Origin of the sequence: Caballeronia insecticola, from assembly GCF_000402035.1 — a bacterium.
GTDB lineage: Bacteria > Pseudomonadota > Gammaproteobacteria > Burkholderiales > Burkholderiaceae > Caballeronia > Caballeronia insecticola.
Genome location: NC_021289.1, coordinates 582,117 through 599,940, shown reverse-complemented (window position 1 = coordinate 599,940; position 17,824 = coordinate 582,117). Strand labels below are relative to the sequence as shown.

Annotated in this window: 18 protein-coding genes; 6 read left to right on the top strand and 12 right to left on the bottom strand. The window is 62.9% G+C overall.

The genetic code is table 11. The features are described from left to right. Positions 1–33: 33 nt before the first annotated feature. The 3 genes from BRPE64_RS27355 (at position 34) to BRPE64_RS27345 (ending at position 2,539) form a co-directional block, all read left to right on the top strand. Positions 34–924, top strand: coding sequence for a type II secretion system F family protein (locus BRPE64_RS27355; RefSeq protein ID WP_016348220.1), 891 nt, complete (start codon positions 34–36; stop codon positions 922–924). A 101-nt stretch (positions 925–1,025) separates the two neighbouring features. Next, a complete protein-coding gene (locus BRPE64_RS27350; RefSeq protein WP_016348219.1) occupies positions 1,026–1,706 on the top strand; it encodes a dihydrofolate reductase family protein in 681 nt (226 codons plus the stop codon). A 110-nt stretch (positions 1,707–1,816) separates the two neighbouring features. After that, complete coding sequence (locus BRPE64_RS27345; protein ID WP_016348218.1) at positions 1,817–2,539, top strand: DeoR/GlpR family DNA-binding transcription regulator; 723 nt, start codon at positions 1,817–1,819, stop codon at positions 2,537–2,539. A 76-nt stretch (positions 2,540–2,615) separates the two neighbouring features. On the opposite strand, the gene BRPE64_RS27340 is transcribed toward BRPE64_RS27345, so the two are convergent. The 8 genes from BRPE64_RS27340 to deoC all read right to left on the bottom strand — a co-directional run bounded on the left by BRPE64_RS27340 (position 2,616) and on the right by deoC (position 12,263). Beyond that, positions 2,616–3,677: an ABC transporter permease gene (locus BRPE64_RS27340; RefSeq protein WP_016348217.1), complete on the bottom strand. Its 1,062-nt coding sequence runs from the start codon at positions 3,675–3,677 to the stop codon at positions 2,616–2,618. Next, positions 3,674–5,203, bottom strand: a complete 1,530-nt coding sequence (locus BRPE64_RS27335; RefSeq protein WP_016348216.1) for a sugar ABC transporter ATP-binding protein — start codon at positions 5,201–5,203, stop codon at positions 3,674–3,676. Before BRPE64_RS27335 ends, BRPE64_RS27340 begins: the two co-directional genes overlap by 4 nt. A 56-nt stretch (positions 5,204–5,259) precedes the next feature. Further along, a complete protein-coding gene (locus BRPE64_RS27330; protein ID WP_016348215.1) occupies positions 5,260–6,264 on the bottom strand; it encodes a substrate-binding domain-containing protein in 1,005 nt (334 codons plus the stop codon). Between the two features lie 49 nt (positions 6,265–6,313). Beyond that, positions 6,314–7,378: an ABC transporter permease gene (locus BRPE64_RS27325; RefSeq protein ID WP_016348214.1), complete on the bottom strand. Its 1,065-nt coding sequence runs from the start codon at positions 7,376–7,378 to the stop codon at positions 6,314–6,316. After that, positions 7,375–8,307 (bottom strand): ribokinase, encoded by a 933-nt coding sequence (gene rbsK / locus BRPE64_RS27320; protein ID WP_016348213.1) that lies wholly within the window; start codon positions 8,305–8,307, stop codon positions 7,375–7,377. Before rbsK ends, BRPE64_RS27325 begins: the two co-directional genes overlap by 4 nt. Beyond that, on the bottom strand, positions 8,304–8,777 hold the full coding sequence (locus tag BRPE64_RS27315; protein ID WP_016348212.1) for an RbsD/FucU family protein: 474 nt from the start codon (positions 8,775–8,777) through the stop codon (positions 8,304–8,306). Before BRPE64_RS27315 ends, rbsK begins: the two co-directional genes overlap by 4 nt. Before the next feature lie 62 nt (positions 8,778–8,839). Continuing rightward, the gene (locus BRPE64_RS27310; protein WP_016348211.1) at positions 8,840–11,227 is read right to left on the bottom strand and encodes an aldehyde dehydrogenase family protein; all 2,388 of its coding nucleotides are present in this window, start codon (positions 11,225–11,227) and stop codon (positions 8,840–8,842) included. Between the two features lie 28 nt (positions 11,228–11,255). Further along, positions 11,256–12,263, bottom strand: a complete 1,008-nt coding sequence (deoC, locus tag BRPE64_RS27305) for a deoxyribose-phosphate aldolase (RefSeq protein WP_016348210.1) — start codon at positions 12,261–12,263, stop codon at positions 11,256–11,258. Between the two features lie 274 nt (positions 12,264–12,537). Between deoC and BRPE64_RS27300 the strand changes: the two genes are divergently transcribed. Together BRPE64_RS27300 and BRPE64_RS27295 are read left to right on the top strand one after the other, a co-directional pair. Further along, positions 12,538–13,533, top strand: coding sequence for an alpha/beta hydrolase family protein (locus BRPE64_RS27300; protein ID WP_016348209.1), 996 nt, complete (start codon positions 12,538–12,540; stop codon positions 13,531–13,533). Then, positions 13,530–13,967: a hypothetical protein gene (locus BRPE64_RS27295; RefSeq protein WP_144063552.1), complete on the top strand. Its 438-nt coding sequence runs from the start codon at positions 13,530–13,532 to the stop codon at positions 13,965–13,967. The genes BRPE64_RS27300 and BRPE64_RS27295 overlap by 4 nt, the downstream gene beginning before the upstream one ends. A gap of 24 nt (positions 13,968–13,991) precedes the next feature. On the opposite strand, the gene BRPE64_RS27290 is transcribed toward BRPE64_RS27295, so the two are convergent. Together BRPE64_RS27290 and BRPE64_RS27285 are read right to left on the bottom strand one after the other, a co-directional pair. Next, positions 13,992–14,432: a cupin domain-containing protein gene (locus BRPE64_RS27290; protein ID WP_016348207.1), complete on the bottom strand. Its 441-nt coding sequence runs from the start codon at positions 14,430–14,432 to the stop codon at positions 13,992–13,994. A gap of 272 nt (positions 14,433–14,704) precedes the next feature. Beyond that, positions 14,705–15,325 carry a nitroreductase family protein gene (locus BRPE64_RS27285; RefSeq protein WP_016348206.1) on the bottom strand — a complete coding sequence of 207 codons (621 nt, stop codon included), beginning with the start codon at positions 15,323–15,325 and terminating at the stop codon, positions 14,705–14,707. 225 nt (positions 15,326–15,550) lie between these two features. Between BRPE64_RS27285 and BRPE64_RS27280 the strand changes: the two genes are divergently transcribed. Beyond that, positions 15,551–16,189: an NADPH-dependent FMN reductase gene (locus BRPE64_RS27280; RefSeq protein WP_044043428.1), complete on the top strand. Its 639-nt coding sequence runs from the start codon at positions 15,551–15,553 to the stop codon at positions 16,187–16,189. Between the two features lie 43 nt (positions 16,190–16,232). On the opposite strand, the gene BRPE64_RS27275 is transcribed toward BRPE64_RS27280, so the two are convergent. Then, complete coding sequence (locus BRPE64_RS27275; protein WP_016348203.1) at positions 16,233–17,039, bottom strand: ATP-binding cassette domain-containing protein; 807 nt, start codon at positions 17,037–17,039, stop codon at positions 16,233–16,235. Then, the gene (gene ssuC / locus BRPE64_RS27270) at positions 17,036–17,818 is read right to left on the bottom strand and encodes an aliphatic sulfonate ABC transporter permease SsuC (protein ID WP_016348202.1); all 783 of its coding nucleotides are present in this window, start codon (positions 17,816–17,818) and stop codon (positions 17,036–17,038) included. Before ssuC ends, BRPE64_RS27275 begins: the two co-directional genes overlap by 4 nt. Positions 17,819–17,824: the final 6 nt, after the last annotated feature.

Below are 17,824 nucleotides of genomic sequence, written 5' to 3'. Positions count from 1 at the left end.
CTTCGGGACGCTTCACATTGACCGGAGGCTTCGTTGTCCAGCGCAATCGCATGGGTCTTCGTGCTCGCCATGTCGTGCGCGGCGGGCGGCTTGCTGCTGTGGGGCCGCGGCATCCACAAGCGCGATATGCACGTCGCGAAGCAATTCTTCGAACGCCGGACGCAGCGGCCGGAAGCCGCGTCGTGGATCGCCGCCGAACTCGACGATCTCATGCGCCGCTCCAACGTGCAAAATCCGCGTGCGGCATTGACGCTCTGGGCGCTGATCACAGGCGTCGTGTCGTTCGTGTGCTCGACGTGCGTCGCGCCCGCGCTGGGCTTCGTGGCGGTCGTGTTCTCCGCGCTGTGCTTCGTTGCGCTGCTCGTACGGCGCGCGCAGAAACGCCGCGTGCGTATCGTGCGCCAGTTGCCTTCGTTTCTCGAAGAGATCGTGCGTCGCGTCACGAACGGCGACAGCGTTCCGGCCGCGTTTCAGTCGGCCGCGGCGCACACGCAGGCGCCGCTTGCCGAGTGCCTCGAACAGGTCATGCCGCGTCTGCGCAACGGCATGGACATCGATCAGGCCCTCGCGACGGTGGCGCGCATTTATCGCGTGCAGGAGTTCGAATTGATCGGCGCGGTGCTGCGCATCTCGATCAAGTTCGGCGGCCGCGCAGATGTGATGCTCGAACGCATGGCCTCCTTCATGCGCGAACTCGAACGGGCGGATGGCGAACCGGTCGCCATGTCGACCGAAGCGCGCCTGTCGTCGTGGGCGCTCGGGCTGTTGCCCGCGTTGTTCGGCGGCGCGCTCATCGTGCTGAATCCGGAATATTTCCAGTCGATGTGGGCCGACACGCTCGGCAGAAGACTTGTGTACGGCGCGCTCGGCCTTCAGGCGCTCGGCGCGTACCTGCTCTATCGCCTCGCGCGGCAGCGGTCCTGAAGTGGCGTCGGCGGCGAGTGCGATGTAAAGCGCGACGTCAACGCAAGCGGCACGGCGCTTGCGTCGCTCGGAGCATCCGTTCACACGCTCCGGAGAAGCACATGCATATCGTCTGCCACATGATGTCGTCGATCGATGGCCGCAGCCTGACCGACAACTGGAACCTTCCTTTCGCATCGCCGACCTACGAAGAGACCGCCGCACGTTTCAAGGCCGACGCATGGGCGTGCGGCCGCGTCACGATGCAGGAAATCTCGCACGGCAAGGACCGCGACTATCCGCGCGGTCTCGCCAAACAACCCATACCGCGCACGGATTATTTCGCCCGACGCGATGCGAGCCAGTACGCCATCTCGATCGACCCGAAAGGACGCGTTGCATGGAAGAGCGACACGGCGCTCGACTCGCATATCGTCGAAGTGCTGGCCGAGAGCGTCGAGGACGATTACCTCGCGTATCTGCAATCGATCGGCGTGTCGTATGTCTTCGGCGGCCAGGACGACATCGAACTTGCGCGCGTGGTCGCTACGCTCGAACGCGAGCTGAAGATCGACAAGTTGATCGTCGAAGGCGGCGGGCATGTGTCGGGCGCGTTCGTCAATGCGCAACTCGCCGATGAAGTCAGCGTGCTGCTGGTTCCGCTCGTCGATGGCCGCGAGGCGCACACGTCATCGTTCGAAGTGGCAATGGACGAATGGAAAAAGCCCGCGTATCTGAAGCTCGAATCGGTCGAGACGCTCGATCACGACGTCGTGTGGATTCGCTACACGCGCAAGACCTGAAGCCTCGGGATTTACCCGCGACAGGACGGCCCGGGCGCAAAAAACGCGGCTTGCGTTGTTATAATCCTCTCATTCCGCGACCAGAACATAACATCCCTCGCGCCGTCCCGATGGCCAAGAACGACCGCATGCGCGCGCTGTCGAGCGCGCTCGAAAAACAAAACGTGATGCGCCTGCGCGATGCAGCCGCATTGCTCGGCGTGTCGGAAATGACGGTGCGCCGCGATATCGCCGCGCACCCCGGCCAGTTCACGTATCTCGGCGGCTATATCGTCAGCGCCGCCGACGTGCCCAACGCGGGCTACACCATCGAGGAAGAGAAAGATCATTTCGCGCAGGCGAAGGCGGTCGCATCGAGCCATGCGGCGCGCTTGCTCGTGGATAACGACACCATTTTCATCGACTGCGGCACGACGCTGACTACGCTCGCGCGGCAGATTCCCGTCGAGATGCATCTGACGGTCGTGTGCTATTCGCTCAACGTCGCGGAGATTCTGCGCCGCAAGCCGAACGTGCGCATGATTCTGCTTGGCGGCGTGTATGTGCCGTCGTCGGAGTCGTTTGCGAGCGACGAGAGCGTCGAAACGTTGCGGCGCATGGGCATCAACAAGGCGTTCATGTCGGCGGGCGGCGTCGATGAAGCGCGCGGCGTGACGTGCTGGAACTTTCACGAAGTCGCCATCAAACAGGCTGCGATGGCGAGCGCCGTGGAGCGGCATCTTGTTGTCGATGCGAGCAAGTTCGGCAAGGTCAAGGCCGTGCGTTTCTCGCAGTTGTCGGAGTTCGATTCGGTGATCACCGAAGACGGCCAGAAGCCGCGCAAACGTAGCTGATTCCGCACGTTTTTGCAGCGCCAATGACAAAGGCCCGTTCATGATGAACGGGCCTTGTTGTTTGTACCGCGCTTACTTACTGCCTGCGCCCCAACGCGAACAACGTGCCCGCGACGAGAATGAACGCGCCGATGATCACCTTCTGCCACGTACTCGGCACGCCGATGAGAATCAGCACGCTATTGATGAGCGTAACGAGCACGACGCCCAGCAACGTGCCCACCACCGTGCCCGTGCCGCCCGTGATGCGCGCGCCGCCGAGAATCACCGCCGCGATCACATCGAGTTCCGTGCCGACGAGATCGAACGGATTGGCGAGCCGGTTCGTCGATACGTGCAGAATGCCCGCGACGCCCGCCAGCAAGCCGGTATAGCCGAACACGAACAGATGAATCGCGCGCAGGTTGTAGCCGAGCCGCTCGGCGATCGCGAGACTGCCGCCCATCGCGTAGACGCCGCGGCCCATCATCGTGCGATTGAGCAGCCACCATGTGACCACCGCCGCGATCACGAGCGCGAGCACGGACACCGGCAACACGGCGCGCAAGCCGTCGGACGTGTGATAGAAAAACAGCGGCAGGCGGCCGAACGTATCCATGCTGTGCGGAATGTTCATGAAGAACTGCGTGCCGACGAACGTCAGCAGCAAGCCGCGATACAGATACTGCGTGCCGATGGTCACGATCAGCGACGGCGCCTTCAGCCGGTGCACCAGCACGCCGTTGATCATGCCGAGCAGCACGCCGCCTATCGCGCCCGCAATCAGGATCAGCGCGAACGGGCACTCGGGCCACCACGCGAACACGGCTTTGGTGATCGAGTACATCGTGAGTGCGGCGATTGCCGTGAACGATACGTCGATGCCGCCCGACGCCAGCACGACGAGCGTGCCAAGCGCGAACAGCGACACGGTCGTCGCGGAATGCAGCAGGTCGAACAGCGTGGCGAACTGGAAGAAGCGCGGATTGATGCCGCCCACGATCAGGCACGTCACGAGGATCAGCCCGGCCGTGAACCACTCGGGATTGCGCATCAGTTGCGTGTACAGGTTGCCCTTGCGCACACGCGGCGTGACGTCGCTCACGGCTTGCGGCATCGTCTCGCTGCGTGTGCGGCGGATGGATTCGCTCATGCTCATGCTGCCTCTGAAAGTAGCGCGTGATAAAGATCGGCTTCGTTCAAGCGGTCCGCGCGATATTCGTTCGCGATGCGGCCTTTCTTCATCATCAGAATACGGTCGCAGTTTTGCAGCAGTTCGGGCAAATCGTCGCTGATCAGGATGATGCCGATCCCCTCCTTCGACAGCCGCTGCATGATGCGATAAATGATGTCCTTCGATCCCACGTCCACGCCGACCGTGGGTCCGTGCAGAATCAGCACGCGCGGATCGATCGCGAGCCAGCGGCCGATCAACACGCGTTGCTGGTTGCCGCCCGAAAGCGATTGCACGGGCTTGTCGACATCGGGCGTGGCGATCTGCAAGTCCTTCACGGTGCGCTCGGCGAGTTCCTGCGCACGCTTGCGGTCGATCTGGCCGAAGCGGTCGCGCAAGCTCGAAATCATCGCGGTCACGACGTTGTCGCGGATCGGCTTGTCGAGGAACAGCCCTTCGTTCAGGCGGTCTTCCGGCACATAGCCGATACGTTGCGCCTTCGCATCCGCAGGCGAGTGCAGCCGCACGCGCATGCCGTCGAGCGTGACCGTGCCGAGATCCGCCGGCGCAACGCCTGCCAGCGCGCGCGCGAGTTCGTTGCGGCCGGAATCGAGCAGACCCGTCACGCCGAGAATTTCGCCCTTGTGCAGCTTGAACGACACATCCGCGAACTGGCCTTTGCGGCCGAGCGCGTTCACGTCGAGCACGACTTGCGATGCGCCTTCCGCGCCTTCCGCACGATAGCGTTCCGTCGACAGATGCTTGCCCGTCATGAGTTCGCTGATCTGCGCCTTGGTGTAGTTTTCGATCGGGCCCTGCGCCATCTTCTGGCCATCGCGCAGCACGATCACTTCGCCGCCGATCGCATAGCATTCGTCGAGCTTGTGGCTCACGAACAGCACGGCGACGCCTTCCGCGCGCAGCTTCGCCAGCACGGCGATGAGGTTATCGACTTCCTTCTGCGTGAGCGAGGTCGTCGGCTCGTCCATGATGACGAACTTCGCCTCGCTCGCAATGGCGCGCGCAATCGCGACGAGCTGACGCGTTGCGAGCGGCAACTGTTCGATCAATGTCTTCTGAAAGTTCGCGTCGCCGGGCAAGCCGACAGCTTCGAGCGCGCGCGCGGCAGTCTCGGCGAGCGCGCGGCGATTGAAGGTGCGCGCGAGCTTGCCCGCATGCTCGGCAAGCTCCGACGTCAGCGCGACATTCTCGGCCACGCTCATGTTCGGCAGCAGCGACAAGTCCTGATAGACCGTTTCGATGCCTGCGGAAAGCGATTCGAGCGGCGTGAGTTTTGCGTGCCGCGCGCCTTCGATCACGAGTTCACCTTCATCGGGCGGTTGCGCGCCCGAGATGATCTTGATCAGCGTGCTCTTGCCGCAGCCGTTCTCGCCCAGCAAGTGATAGATCTGTCCGCGCTCGAACGCGAGACTCACGCCACGCAGCGCATACACGCCGGTAAAGCGTTTATGGATATTGACGACTTCGAGAAGCGGTGTCTCTTTGGTCATGGCTCGATTCATTCGTGCGGCGCGTGTCCGTTAAGGCACACGCGCCCGGCACAACATCAGAAGTTGTATTGCTTGTAGTTCGTCTTGTCGACATCGACCCAGCCGGTGCCGCGCACGATCACGCCCTTGCCCGGCCCTTTGCTCACCGTCACCTTGTTATAACCGGTGATGCCGAGGTCCGCGCCGTTCTGCACTTCCTTGCCTTCGACGAGCATTTGCGCGACCTTGTTCATCGCCAGACCGGCGAGCTTCGGATCCCAGAACGCGATGCCGTTGATCGCGCCGCTTTCGAGGAACTTGGCCGCTTCGGTGGGTAGGCCCGTGCCGTACACGCAAATCTTGCCGACCTTGCCCGCTTCCTCTACCGCGCGGCCAATGCCGATCACATCCAGCGACGACGAGCCCTGGAAGCCTGTCAGGTCCGGATGCTTGCGCAGCACTTCCTTCGCAACCTGATAGGCGCGCTCGCCGTCGTTGTTGGTTTCGAGCTTCGGCTCGACGAGATCCATCTTCGAATACTTGGCCTTCGCGTTGCCGATGCCGCCATCGGCCCATTGCACCTGCGAGCGGCTGCCGAGCGAGCCGACCAGCACGGCCCACTTGCCCTGCTGACCCATGCACTTGGCAAGACGCTCGTTCAGGCCCGCGCCATAAGCGGTATTGTCGAAGGCTTCGATATCGACCTGCGTGTTCTTGGCGTTGTCCGCTTCATGCGTGACGACCTTGATGCCGCGATCCATCGCCTTCTTGAGCGCGGGTTCGAGCGTCGGCGGATCGTACGGCACCACGGCGATCGCGGTGACCTTCTTCGCGATCAGATCTTCGATGATCTTCAGTTGCTGCGCGGCGTCCGCGCGGCCCGGTCCCGTCTGATACACGGTGATGTTCGGATTGGCCTTGCCGAACTCCTTCACGCCTTCGTCCATGCGGTTGAACCAGTTGATGCCGGTCACCTTGACGACGGTCACGATGGTTTCGTTCGTTGCAGCCTGCGCCGCCGCGATCGCGCCAGCGGCCAGTGCGACTGCCGTGAGCGCGGTGGCGAGTTTGTTGAGCTTCATTGTGTCGTCTCCTTTATGTATCGATTGGTCTCTTAAATGCTACGCAACACTATCGTCCCGTCGATGCGGGCGGCGGCGGAACCTGGCGCTTGGGCGCAGCCCCGCCGATGCCGAAGATCGCGCGCACGCGCTCGCCGCCCGCGAAAGCGAGCGATGCAAGCAGCAGAAAACCCCACGCGCAATCGCCGAAAAACTGCGATACGCCGAGCAGATTGAACAGGCTCGACAGAAATTGCAACACGGTCGCGGCGAGAAACACGCAGACGATGCGCCCGTAGCCGCCCGCCGGATTCACGCCGCCCATCACCGCGATCAGGATCGCGATCAGCAGATATGAATTGCCGTAGTCCCATTTCGCGCTCGACGTATGCGTCGCGCTGATGAGACCCGCGAGCGACGCGAGCGTGCCGCACAGACCATACGTGACGATCAACATGCGCGCGCGCGGAATGCCCGCATAGAACGCAGCCTTCGGGTTCGTGCCCATCAGATAGAGACGCAGACCGAATGGCGTGCGCTTCAGAATCCAGCCGAGCAGCAGCACGGCGGCGATGAAGATCCACAGCGAAATGGGCACTTGCAGGAAGGTGCCGTTGCCGATGCTGGAGAGCGGATCGACATATTCCACGCGCACCGATGCGCCGTTGCTCAGCACCACCGCAATGCCCGTAAAAAGCAATTGCGTGCCGAGCGTGCAGAGAATGGGCGTGAGTCTGAGCTTCGCGATCACGACGCCGTTCAGCACGCCGCCCACCAATCCGATCAACACGACGATGCACACGAACACGCCCGTATAGAGCGCGGGCGAATCGTCGCCGGAGACCATGTGCGGCAGCAGCATCGCTGCGACCATGCCGGAAAGGTTCGCGAGCCCGACGCCCGACAAGTCGATGCCGCCATTGCCCGACACCATCGACAGCATGATGCCGAGCGCGAGCAAACCGAGCTCGGGCAACTGGCCGCCCATCGACTGAAGGTTGTCGATATCGAGGAACTGGCCATGCGACATCCACGTCGCGACGAGCACCACGAGAATGTTCACGCCGATCAGGAAGTTGAACTGGCGATCCTGAAACCAAACCGGCCGCTTCGACGGCCCCGTCGACGACTTCATTGTGTCACGCTCCTGTCCGCCAGCACCGCGTTGATTTCATCGAGACGCGGCATCGACGGCGCGGTGCCCGGGCGCGTCACCGAAAGGCTCGCGAGCGCGCAACCGAAGCGCACGGCATCGAGCGGGCTGTCGCCGCGTGCGAGCGCCGCCGCGAAACCGCCGGTGAAGCCGTCGCCCGCGCCTGCGGTCTCGACCACGCGGCCGCAATCGAACGCAGGCACAAGCGTCGATTCGTTCGCCGTATGCAAGAGCGCACCCGCTTCGCCGAGCGTGACGATGACCGCGCGTGCGCCCTTCGCGAGCAATACGTCGGCGGCGCGGCGTGCATCATCGACATGGGCGATCTCGATGCCCGTCAACGCGGTCGCTTCCGTTTCGTTCGGCGTGATGTAGTCGCACAGCGGATAGATGTCGTCCGTCAATGGCAACGCGGGCGCGGGATTGAAGACCGTGGTCACGCCATGCTTGCGCGCGAGTTCGAGTCCACGGCGCGCAGCCGGAATCGGCTGCTCCAGTTGCGTGACGAATACGCCCGCGCTCGCGATGTCGGCCTCGATCGCCTCGACGTCCTCAGGCACGAGCGTGCCCGCCGCGCCCGCCGCGACGATGATCGCGTTGCCGCCCGTGTTCTCGTCCACATAGATATGCGCGGCGCCCGTCGCGACGTCGTTCATGACGGTTGCGCGCGACGTGATGCCTTCGGCGTCCCACGTTGCCTGCGCGATCTCGCCGAATGCATCGGCGCCGATGCGCGTGCAGAAGATCACGTTCGCACCCGCGCGCGCGGCGGCCACCGCCTGATTCGAACCTTTGCCGCCCGGTCCCATCTTGAACGCGGAGCCCGCGACAGTCTCGCCGAGCAAAGGCATGCGTTGCGCGCGAAACGCGAGATCGGTGACATAGATGCCGAGAATGACGACGCTTTTCATCGCGTGCCTCCTTCCGGTGCGTCCGGCGCAAGCTGCACGCCCTTCTTGAAGATGAAGCAGCCGTAACCGCGCGCTTCGCCGGTTGCGATCACGCAGTACGCATTCTTTGCGCGCTCGTAAAACGCGAAACGTTCGATGGCCGCGAACGGTTGCACGCGGCCTTCGGCGTCATCCACTTCGCGTTGTGCCTCGCGCTGCACGGCGGGCAAAGTGGTTGCATCGCCAACTATCTCCATGCGGCCGGCGGGATCGTCGACGAACGTATCGAGCGGCAGCACCGACAACACCGCGCGCACCGCACGCGGCGCATTCGCGCCGTCCAGGCGCAGGACGCGGCCCAACACGGTTTGCCGCGCGACGGAATCGGCGGGGAAATGAGCATCGCAGATCACTACTTCGTCACCGTGACCCATCGCGGCAAGCGCGTACAGGATGTCGGCGTTCAGGAGCGGATCGATATTCTTCAGCACAGCGTCTCCTTCATGCTTGGGCGCGTCCCGTATCGGGATCTACGCCTCGATCAAATCGGTAATCAATCTCCGTACGGAACCCAGATGTTCTTCACCTGCACGGCCTGACGAAGGAACGGCAAGCCTTCGCTCGCGGCGTCGTGCCAGTCGAACACGCGGCCCTGATCGACGAACGTGCGCTTCAGATTGCCGACAGACTCGCGCTCGGCCAGCGTCGACAGCGTAGCGCCGTTGAAGCACCAGAGCGCATCGACGTCATCGTGTTGCGCGAGCGTCTGCGTGAGCGAACGCGCGTCGCCGGTCACGATGTTCAACGCGCCGCCCGGCACATCCGACGTCTCGACGACCTGATAGAAGTCCGTCGCCATCAACGGGCACGTTTCGCTCGGCACCGCGACCACGCGATTACCCAGCGCAAGCGCGGGCGCCACCAGCGACACGAAGCCGAGCAACGGCGCTTCATCCGGGCACACGATGCCGATCACGCCGAGCGGCTCGTGCATTGCCAGCGCAACGCCATGCAGCGGCGGTGCATGCACCGCGCTGTCGTACTTGTCGGCCCACGCGGCATACGTGAAGAAGCGGGCGATCGATGCATCCACTTCGCGCTTCGCATCGCGCTCGCTTGAACCGGCACGCGCGACGAGTTGCCTGGCGAATTCATCGGCGCGTGCGCTCAGATTCTCCGCGAGGTAATACAGCACTTGCGCGCGATTATGCGCACTTGCCGACGACCACTTCGTCATACCGCGCGCAGCGGCCACCGCATTGCGAATGTCCTTGCGACTACCCTCGCCCACTTCGCCGACGATCTCGCCTGCAGGCGAGCGCACGAGTCGCGAATAACCGCTGTCGGGTCGGGCCTGCTTGCCGTTGATGAACAGCTTGGCCGTTCGATCCAGCGCGCTGACGACGCCCGAATCGGTCAACGAATCGGGCTGCGCCTGAGGCGATTTCGTTTCGCCGCGAACCGGGAGCTTCGCCCATGCGCGCGGTTTCAGATATTCGTAGATGCCCTCGCGTCCACCTTCACGCCCGAAGCCGGATTCGCGATATCCGCCGAAGCCCACGGCTGCATCGAAGAGATTGGTCGCGTTGATCCACACGACGCCGCATTGCAGGCGCGGCGCGACATCCAGCGCGCGGCTGATGTTCTCGCTCCAAACGCTTGCCGCAAGCCCGTAGCGCGTGTTGTTCGCGAGCGCGACGGCTTCTTCCGGCGTGCGAAAGCTCATCGTGACGAGCACGGGTCCGAAGATTTCCTCCTGCGCGAGCGTCGATGCGGGCGACACATTGGTCACGAGCGTCGGCGGGAAGAATGCGCCGCCATCGGGCAAGGTTGCACGCGGCGATTGATAAATCTCGCAGCCTTCGCCCGCACCTTTATCGACGAGCGAACGGATACGTTCGAGCTGCACTTCGTCGATGACCGCGCTCATGTCGATGCCCTTGTCGAGCGACGTGCCGACGCGCAGCGTATCCATGCGGCGCTTGAGCTTCTCGACGAAGCGCGCTTCGATGCCTTCCTGCACGAGCAGACGCGAGCCCGCGCAGCACACTTGTCCCTGATTAAACCAGATCGCATCGACGACGCCTTCCACGGCGCTGTCGAGATCGGCATCGTCGAACACGATGAAGGGCGACTTGCCGCCGAGTTCCAGCGTCAGCGACTTGCCCGAGCCCGCCGTGCTCGCACGAATCTGGCGGCCGACTTCGGTCGATCCCGTGAACGCGATCTTCGCGACGCGCTTGTGCTCGACAAGCGCCGCGCCCGTGCGTCCGTCGCCCGTGACGACGTTGAGCACGCCCTTCGGCAAGCCCGCGCGATGCGCCAACTCAGCAAACAACAGCGCGGTGAGCGGCGTGAATTCGGCGGGCTTCAGCACGACCGTGTTGCCGAGCGCGAGCGCCGGCGCGATCTTCCACGAGAGCATCAGCAGCGGAAAATTCCACGGCACGATCTGACCGATCACACCGAGCGGCGCCCAGTCGGCAAACTCTTTGTCCTGCAACTGCGCCCAGCCCGCATGATGCAGAAAATGCCTTGCTACAAGGGGGATATCGATATCGCGCGACTCGCGGATCGGCTTACCGTTGTCGAGCGATTCGAGCACCGCGAACAGACGGCTGTGCCGCTGAACCATGCGCGACAACGCGTAGAGATGACGTGCACGTCCCGCGCCGCCGATGGCTTGCCAGCCTTCGAGCGCATCGTGGGCGGCTTGCACGGCGGCATCGACATCGGCGTTATCGCCCTGTGCGATCGACGCGAGCACGCGGCCCGTTGCGGGTTCGCGCGAATCGAAGTGCTCGGCGTCGCTTGCACGCCATGCGCCGTTGATGAAATGACCGAAGCGGCCGTCGTGCTGATCGAGCCATGCGCGCACGGCGCGATCGTCTTCCGGTGCGGGTCCGTATTCCATCGAGGAGAAGTATTCGGCAACGCTCATGAGGCTTATTAGGGAAAAGTCTTGCGATTCAGGCGACGGGATGGCGATTGAACGCCGAATAGCGTCCGCTCACGTGATGTTCGAGCTGGCGTTCGATATCCGACAGCAGACTCGACGCGCCGATGCGGAACAGCTCCGGTTCGAGCCATTCGCGACCGAGCTCTTCTTTCATGAGGATCTGATATTCGAGCACCGACTTCGCCGTGGACACGCCGCCCGCCGGCTTGAAGCCGATCAGAACGCCCGTGCGCGCGAGGTACTCGCGGATCATGCGCACCATGACGAGCGACACGTCGAGCGTCGCGTTGACGCCTTCCTTGCCCGTCGAGGTCTTGATGAAATCGGCGCCGGCCATCATGCAGATCATCGACGCCTTCGCGACGTTCGACAGCGTGCGGATATCGCCCGTCGCGAGAATCGCCTTGACGTGCGCGTCGCCGCAAGCCGCGCGGAAATCGCGCATTTCGTCGTAGAGCGCTTTCCAGTTGCCGGTCAACACATGCTCGCGCGTAACGACGATATCGATTTCCGCCGCGCCATCCGCCACCGACGCCTCGATCTCGCGCAACTTCAACGCATGCGGATTGAGGCCGGCGGGAAAGCCTGTGGACACGGCGGCAACCGGAATGCCGCTGCCTTGCAACGCGTGCACGGCGGTTTTGACGTAGCGGTGATAGACGCACACTGCGCCGGTCGTGATCGATGCGGGCGCCATGCCGAGCGAGTCGAGCAGATCGTCGCGCAGTGGACGGCGTGCTTTCGCGCACAGGCGCTCGACGCGTCCGGGGGTGTCGTCGCCGTTGAGCGTGGTCAGGTCGATGCAGGTGATGGCCTTCAGCAGCCATGCCGCCTGCGCATCTTTCTTGACCGCGCGGCGCGTGCCGAGCGTCGATGCGCGGCGCGCCACCGCCGACTGGTTCACACGCAGGCCGTCGAGCCATGCGAGATCGAACGGCACGCCGGGATTGCGGGCGCTTGTGTGGGCCTGAGCCTTGCCAGGCCACGCGACGATGGACTTCGTTGCAGTTTCCAGCATGAGATCGGTGTGCCGGCGTCTTGTGCGACGCACAACAGTTTTTGATAGATTGATCTCAGTTTATATCACTTTTGTTAGGATCGTAACATAGGGAAAGTTCGTAGAAGGGGGGTGAATGCGAGTACGGACGCGGACTGACGCTTGGCTTTTATCCCTGCATGGCTTCGGCCAGATCGAAAACCACGCCCTTAGATTGCAAGCATGTTCGGATAAGCTTGAGTCCGCGCAAACCCGATAAACCCTATAAACCGACTAACCGAGGAAACCGTCCGTCGTGAGACTCGTTGCCGTGACTGCCTTCGCTTTGGCGGTGGCTTTAGCGATTTTTACCGCGCCGTGTCTCGCGGCCGATGTCGGCTTCGAAAAGATCGAGATCGCCGATGGTGCGGAACCGCCGCTGACGGTCGGCATCTGGTATCCCACCGATGCGCCGGCCAGCGAACATGCTTCAGGCAATCACACGCAAACAGTCGCACTCGACGCGCCCGTCGTAGGCGATGGACTGCGGCTCATCGTGATGTCGCACGGCGGCGGCGGTTCATACGATAGCCACTACGACACGGCCCTCGCGCTCGCGCATGCGGGCTTCGTCGCGGCGGCGGTGAGCCATGCCGGCGACACTTACGATGATCAGACTCACGTTCTGGAGCCATGGCGTCGCACGGCGCAGCTTCATCGACTGGCGGATTTCATGCTGAATGAATGGTCCGGTCACGCGCATCTCGACGAAACGCGCATCGGTGCGTTCGGTTTCTCGAACGGCGGCTTCACGGTACTCGTGGCCGCAGGCGCCACGCCCGACCTTTCGGCGATCGCGCCATACTGCCGCGCGCATGCAGAGCACGATTTATGTCAGGCGTTGCAGCACGCAGGTGTCGATCCTGACCGGGCCGCGCATGCGCCCGCAGGCGCGTGGGTTCACGATCCCCGCATCAAGGCTGCGGTCATCGCCGCTCCGGCTTTCGGCTTCGCCTTCGGACGCGCGGGTCTGAGCGACGTGCGCATCCCGATCCAGCTCTGGCGCGCAGCCGACGATCATCATCAGCCACATCCCTACTATGACGAAGCCGTGCGAATGAACCTGCCGCGCGCGCCGGAGTATCACGTCGTCGCACACGCGGGACACTATGATTTCCTGCCGCCTTGCGATGCGCGCCTGAGCCGCAAGATGCCGGCGCTTTGCACCAGTCAGCCGGGCTTCGACCGCTCCGCGTTCCACGACGAATTCAACGCGGCAACGGTGCGCTTTTTCCAGACGGAGTTGCGATGAACCACGCCGACCGAGCAATGCATCCGATGCATCCGATGCGTACGATGAAAAGCCGCCTGTTCCGCGCGATGTTTTTCGTGTGCGCGTCGATAGGGGCCGGCGCGACATGGGCGGCCCCTAATTGCTTCCCCGTAGGCACGACGCTGACGATTCGCGGCACGCCCGTGCAGGAAATGATCGAAACGGACAGTGGCTCGCAGCAGCCGATCTGGATGTTGTCGATGGACCCGCCGCTGTGCGTCATCGACAAGCGTTTCTCGCAGGACCCACAGGGCCGTCTATTGGTCACACGAGTGCAGATCATCGGACCGCCGCTTCCCAATGGCGTGCAGATCTCCGCAACGGGCACATTGCTAAGGCGAAGCACGCTGCCGTATTACATCGTGCCGACCGCGCTGTGGGTCACGCCTCCGCAGATGATTCCGCGTCAGTAGATCTTCGTCAGACGAATTGCGCGTTTAGAACGAGGACCGCGGCAGATAACCCGTCGGCTTGCGACTAAGCTTGCGGCTCATCTTGAGCGCGAGCAGCACGGGTTTGGTGATATGCGGACGCAAAATGGCGTGCTTGCGCACATATTTGGGGACGTGCCATTCGGAGCGCGTGCCCGCATAGAACAACGCGGCGTGGCCCACGCGCAATGAACGCGGCTCTTGCCCCTCCGACGTGATGATGACTTCGCCTTCGATCACATAGACCGTTTCGTCGGCATCGAAATACCAGTTGAAACGGCCGGCCGTGCAGTCCCAGACCCAGAAAGACGTGGTCGTATCGCGGCTTTGCGACCACAGACCGCTGCGCGCGACCGGATCGCCTTCCAGTATCCATGCCGGGTCTATCGGGTCGGGTCTGAGCAATACATCGTCCAGACGGACGGACTCGAAAACGGGCGCTGTCATTGAATGGGAGCTCCTTTGTCGTTGCTGTCGGCGATAGAACACGGAGCGAGAAAGCCCTCCACTCGTTTTTTTATTTGATGATGTGGTCCTCGTCAGGACGACTCCGCTCTGCCTTACGTCAGGATGACACGTTCGTGACGAAAACGTTCCACCCGCGTGCAGCTCGTCTTCGAACACGCATGTCGCATTCCAGGGCCGATGCACGCCGCAACTTCGAACGGTAACTCCCCCGCGCCGCATTCGCCGACGCGATTTACCTTTTGTTCGATTTCTTAAGCCCTTCGTTCAGACGAGTCGACGGACGTGTCAGTCGGCCATGCGCCGAAATGTGCGATCTCGTCGAGCGGCAGTCGCGCGCGCGGCGCGGCTTCGCGCTCGGCGAGCGCAACGGGAAGCGTGTCAGCCACCCCATGATGCGCAACCGAAATCATGCTGAGCAAAACATAACGCTCCGGAATCGCAAAGGCCGTGTGGAAGGCGTTTGCATCGAAGCCGCTCATCGGATGCGCGGCCAGCCCTTGAGCTTGTGCCTGCAACAAGAGCGCCATGGCGGCAGCGCCCGCATCGTAGCTTGCGCTTGCGTTGACGGCTCCTTTAGATGTCAACGTGTCCGCAAGCACGGCGATCAGCACTTGAGCAGGCGCGTTCCATGTCTGATTGAACGGGACGAGCGTAGCGAACGCGCGTGCAAACGCATCCGGATTCTCAACTTTCTCGAAGACGACGAAGCGCCACGGTTGCGAATTGAACGCGGACGGCGCCCAGCGCGCGGCTTCGAGGAGCGTGACAACTTCTTCGTGCGCGATCGGATGTTCCGCATAGGCGCGCGGACTCCAGCGTGCGGCGATCAACGGATGAATGGCGATATCGGTTTGCGCGGGACGATGCGTCATGTCGTATTGGCTAAAGAAGAGGGGCCGAAAAGCTTAAGCGTCGAATGCCGTCTGCTTAAACAATATCCATGACTAAGCAAAGCGTTTGAGCGGGAATGACGCGTTCATGTATATCCTTAGCGAAAATCGTGCGTTCCTATGCACAATGCCGCTGGCTATGATGTTTAACCTGTCGGTTCATCACGCGCCGCGTGCAACGCCGCCCGTTCATCTGGAGCATTGACCTTGACTCGAATTCATTCATCGCACCGTCCGCTCGTGGTCGGAATTGGCGGGACGACGCGGCCGGCCTCATCGACGGAACGCGCACTCGCGTTTTCGTTGAAGGGCGCGCAGGAAGCGGGCGCACGCGTGCAGTTGTTCGGCGGCGCGTTCCTGCACAGCCTTCCGCACTATGCGCCCGAGACGCGCGAAATCACCGACGAACAACACGAACTCATCGAAGCCGTGCGCGCCGCCGATGCATTGATCATCGCGACGCCCGGTTATCACGGCGGTATTTCCGGGCTGGTGAAAAACGCGCTGGATACGCTGGAGGAACTGCGCCTCGACGATCGTCCGTATCTCGATGGCCGTGCCGTGGGCAGCATCGTCACGGCGTATGGATGGCAGGCCGCGGGCACCGTACTCACGTCGCTGCGTTCGATCGTCCATGCATTGCGCGGCTGGCCGACGCCGTTCGGCGCCACAGTCAACACGCTCGAAACGCGCTTCGAAAGTCCCGACACGTGTTCGGACCCGAAGGTCGTCGAGCAGCTTCGCACAGTGGGCCGGCAAGCGTCGAGCTTCGCGCTCGCGTTCGGCGCGCATCAATCCGATGCGTATCATGCCGTGGAGCGTCAGGTGACGGTGGCGCAAAGCTGAATCACGCGGGGCCGGGGCAAGCTATTTGCCTCGGCCTTTTTGTTCACTCCGTCCGCAATACGCGCGACAAAACCTGCTCCTCAATCTCGGCAAAGCGCTCCGCAGTACGCGTGCGCGGACGCGGCAACGCCACGTCGGTATCGAGCGTGATGCGACCTTGCTCGATCAACACGACACGATCTCCCAGCGACACGGCCTCCTGCACATCGTGCGTGACGAGCAACGCCGTGAAGCGATGCTCGCGCCAGAGCCTTTCGATCAAGCCCTGCATCTCGATGCGCGTCAACGCGTCGAGCGCACCGAGCGGTTCATCGAGCAACAGCAAATCAGGACGATGCACGAGCGCACGCGCAAGCGCCACACGCTGACGCTGTCCGCCCGACAACTGCGACGGCCAGTCGCGTTCGCGCTCGCTCAGCCCCACTTCGGCAAGCGTCGCGCGGGCCTCGTTGCGCGCGCTGCGCGGCAGGCCGAGCATCACGTTATCAAGCACGCTCTTCCACGGCAGCAAGCGCGCATCCTGAAACATGATGCGCATGCGCAGCGCATCGTCGGCGGATGCGGCGTGACGCTGCAAGACACCGCGCGTTGTCTCTTCGAGTCCCGCGATCAGCCTGAGCAACGTGGACTTGCCGCAGCCGCTGCGCCCGACGATCGACACGAAACTGCCGCGCTCGATCGAGAAGTCCAGGTCCTGCAATACGCGCCGTTCGCCAAAACGCTTCTCGACGCCCTTCAGCGAAACCGCTACATCACGTCCGACCGGCAAGCGCGCAACCGGCGCGGGACGCGGCATGGTGCGCGCGAAAGCATCGGGCTTGCGTTCGATTGTCGAATGCATCGAAGTCATGTTTGCACCTTGTTCTGATAGGCCGGATGCCAGCGCAGCGTCGCGCGTTCGATGGCACGCGCGGCCATGTCGGCGAGTTTGCCGAGCAACGCATAAAGCAGGATGCCGACCAGCACGACATCGGTTTGCAGGAACTCACGCGCGTTCATCGTCATATAGCCGATGCCCGATTGCGCCGAGATCGTTTCCGCGACGATCAACATGACCCACATCAGCCCGAACGCGAAGCGCACGCCGACGAGAATAGAAGGCAGCGCGCCCGGCAGGATCACATGCCGATACAACGCCGGACCCGAGAGCCCGTAGCTCTTCGCCATCTCGATCAGATCGCGATCGACCGAGCGAATGCCGTGATACGTGTTCACATAGACGGGAAAGAACACGCCCAGCGCGACGAGCACGAGCTTCGCTTCCTCGCCGATGCCGAACCAGAGGATCAGCAACGGAATCATCGCGAGCGCGGGAATGTTGCGGATCATCTGCACGGTCGAATCGAGCGCGATTTCGGCGGGTTTGAACAGTCCCGTCGCGAGTCCGAGCACGAAGCCGGCGGAGCCGCCCATTGCGAAGCCCGCGAACGCGCGCCACGCGCTCACTTTCACGTTGGCCCACATATCGCCGGACACGATGAGTGCCCATGCTGCCTTGACCACCGCGAGCGGCTCGGGCAACACGCGCGCGGACAGTCCGCCCGTGCGCGCCGCGCTTTCCCACGCGACCAAAATCAACAGCGGCACGACCCACGGCAACGCGCGTCGAAGAACGGAGTTGAGCTTCATCGCGAT

What these genes read in the sequence shown, in the direction of transcription:
- BRPE64_RS27350 (WP_016348219.1), top strand. Translation starts at nt 1,026, where the DNA reads ATGCATATCGTCTGCCACATGATGTCGTCGATCGATGGCCGCAGCCTG.
- BRPE64_RS27345 (WP_016348218.1), top strand. Translation starts at nt 1,817, where the DNA reads ATGGCCAAGAACGACCGCATGCGCGCGCTGTCGAGCGCGCTCGAAAAA.
- BRPE64_RS27340 (WP_016348217.1), bottom strand. Translation starts at nt 3,677, where the DNA reads ATGAGCATGAGCGAATCCATCCGCCGCACACGCAGCGAGACGATGCCG.
- BRPE64_RS27335 (WP_016348216.1), bottom strand. Translation starts at nt 5,203, where the DNA reads ATGACCAAAGAGACACCGCTTCTCGAAGTCGTCAATATCCATAAACGC.
- BRPE64_RS27330 (WP_016348215.1), bottom strand. Translation starts at nt 6,264, where the DNA reads ATGAAGCTCAACAAACTCGCCACCGCGCTCACGGCAGTCGCACTGGCC.
- BRPE64_RS27325 (WP_016348214.1), bottom strand. Translation starts at nt 7,378, where the DNA reads ATGAAGTCGTCGACGGGGCCGTCGAAGCGGCCGGTTTGGTTTCAGGAT.
- rbsK (WP_016348213.1), bottom strand. Translation starts at nt 8,307, where the DNA reads ATGAAAAGCGTCGTCATTCTCGGCATCTATGTCACCGATCTCGCGTTT.
- BRPE64_RS27310 (WP_016348211.1), bottom strand. Translation starts at nt 11,227, where the DNA reads ATGAGCGTTGCCGAATACTTCTCCTCGATGGAATACGGACCCGCACCG.
- deoC (WP_016348210.1), bottom strand. Translation starts at nt 12,263, where the DNA reads ATGCTGGAAACTGCAACGAAGTCCATCGTCGCGTGGCCTGGCAAGGCT.
- BRPE64_RS27295 (WP_144063552.1), top strand. Translation starts at nt 13,530, where the DNA reads ATGAACCACGCCGACCGAGCAATGCATCCGATGCATCCGATGCGTACG.
- BRPE64_RS27290 (WP_016348207.1), bottom strand. Translation starts at nt 14,432, where the DNA reads ATGACAGCGCCCGTTTTCGAGTCCGTCCGTCTGGACGATGTATTGCTC.
- BRPE64_RS27285 (WP_016348206.1), bottom strand. Translation starts at nt 15,325, where the DNA reads ATGACGCATCGTCCCGCGCAAACCGATATCGCCATTCATCCGTTGATC.
- BRPE64_RS27275 (WP_016348203.1), bottom strand. Translation starts at nt 17,039, where the DNA reads ATGACTTCGATGCATTCGACAATCGAACGCAAGCCCGATGCTTTCGCG.
- ssuC (WP_016348202.1), bottom strand. Translation starts at nt 17,818, where the DNA reads ATGAAGCTCAACTCCGTTCTTCGACGCGCGTTGCCGTGGGTCGTGCCG.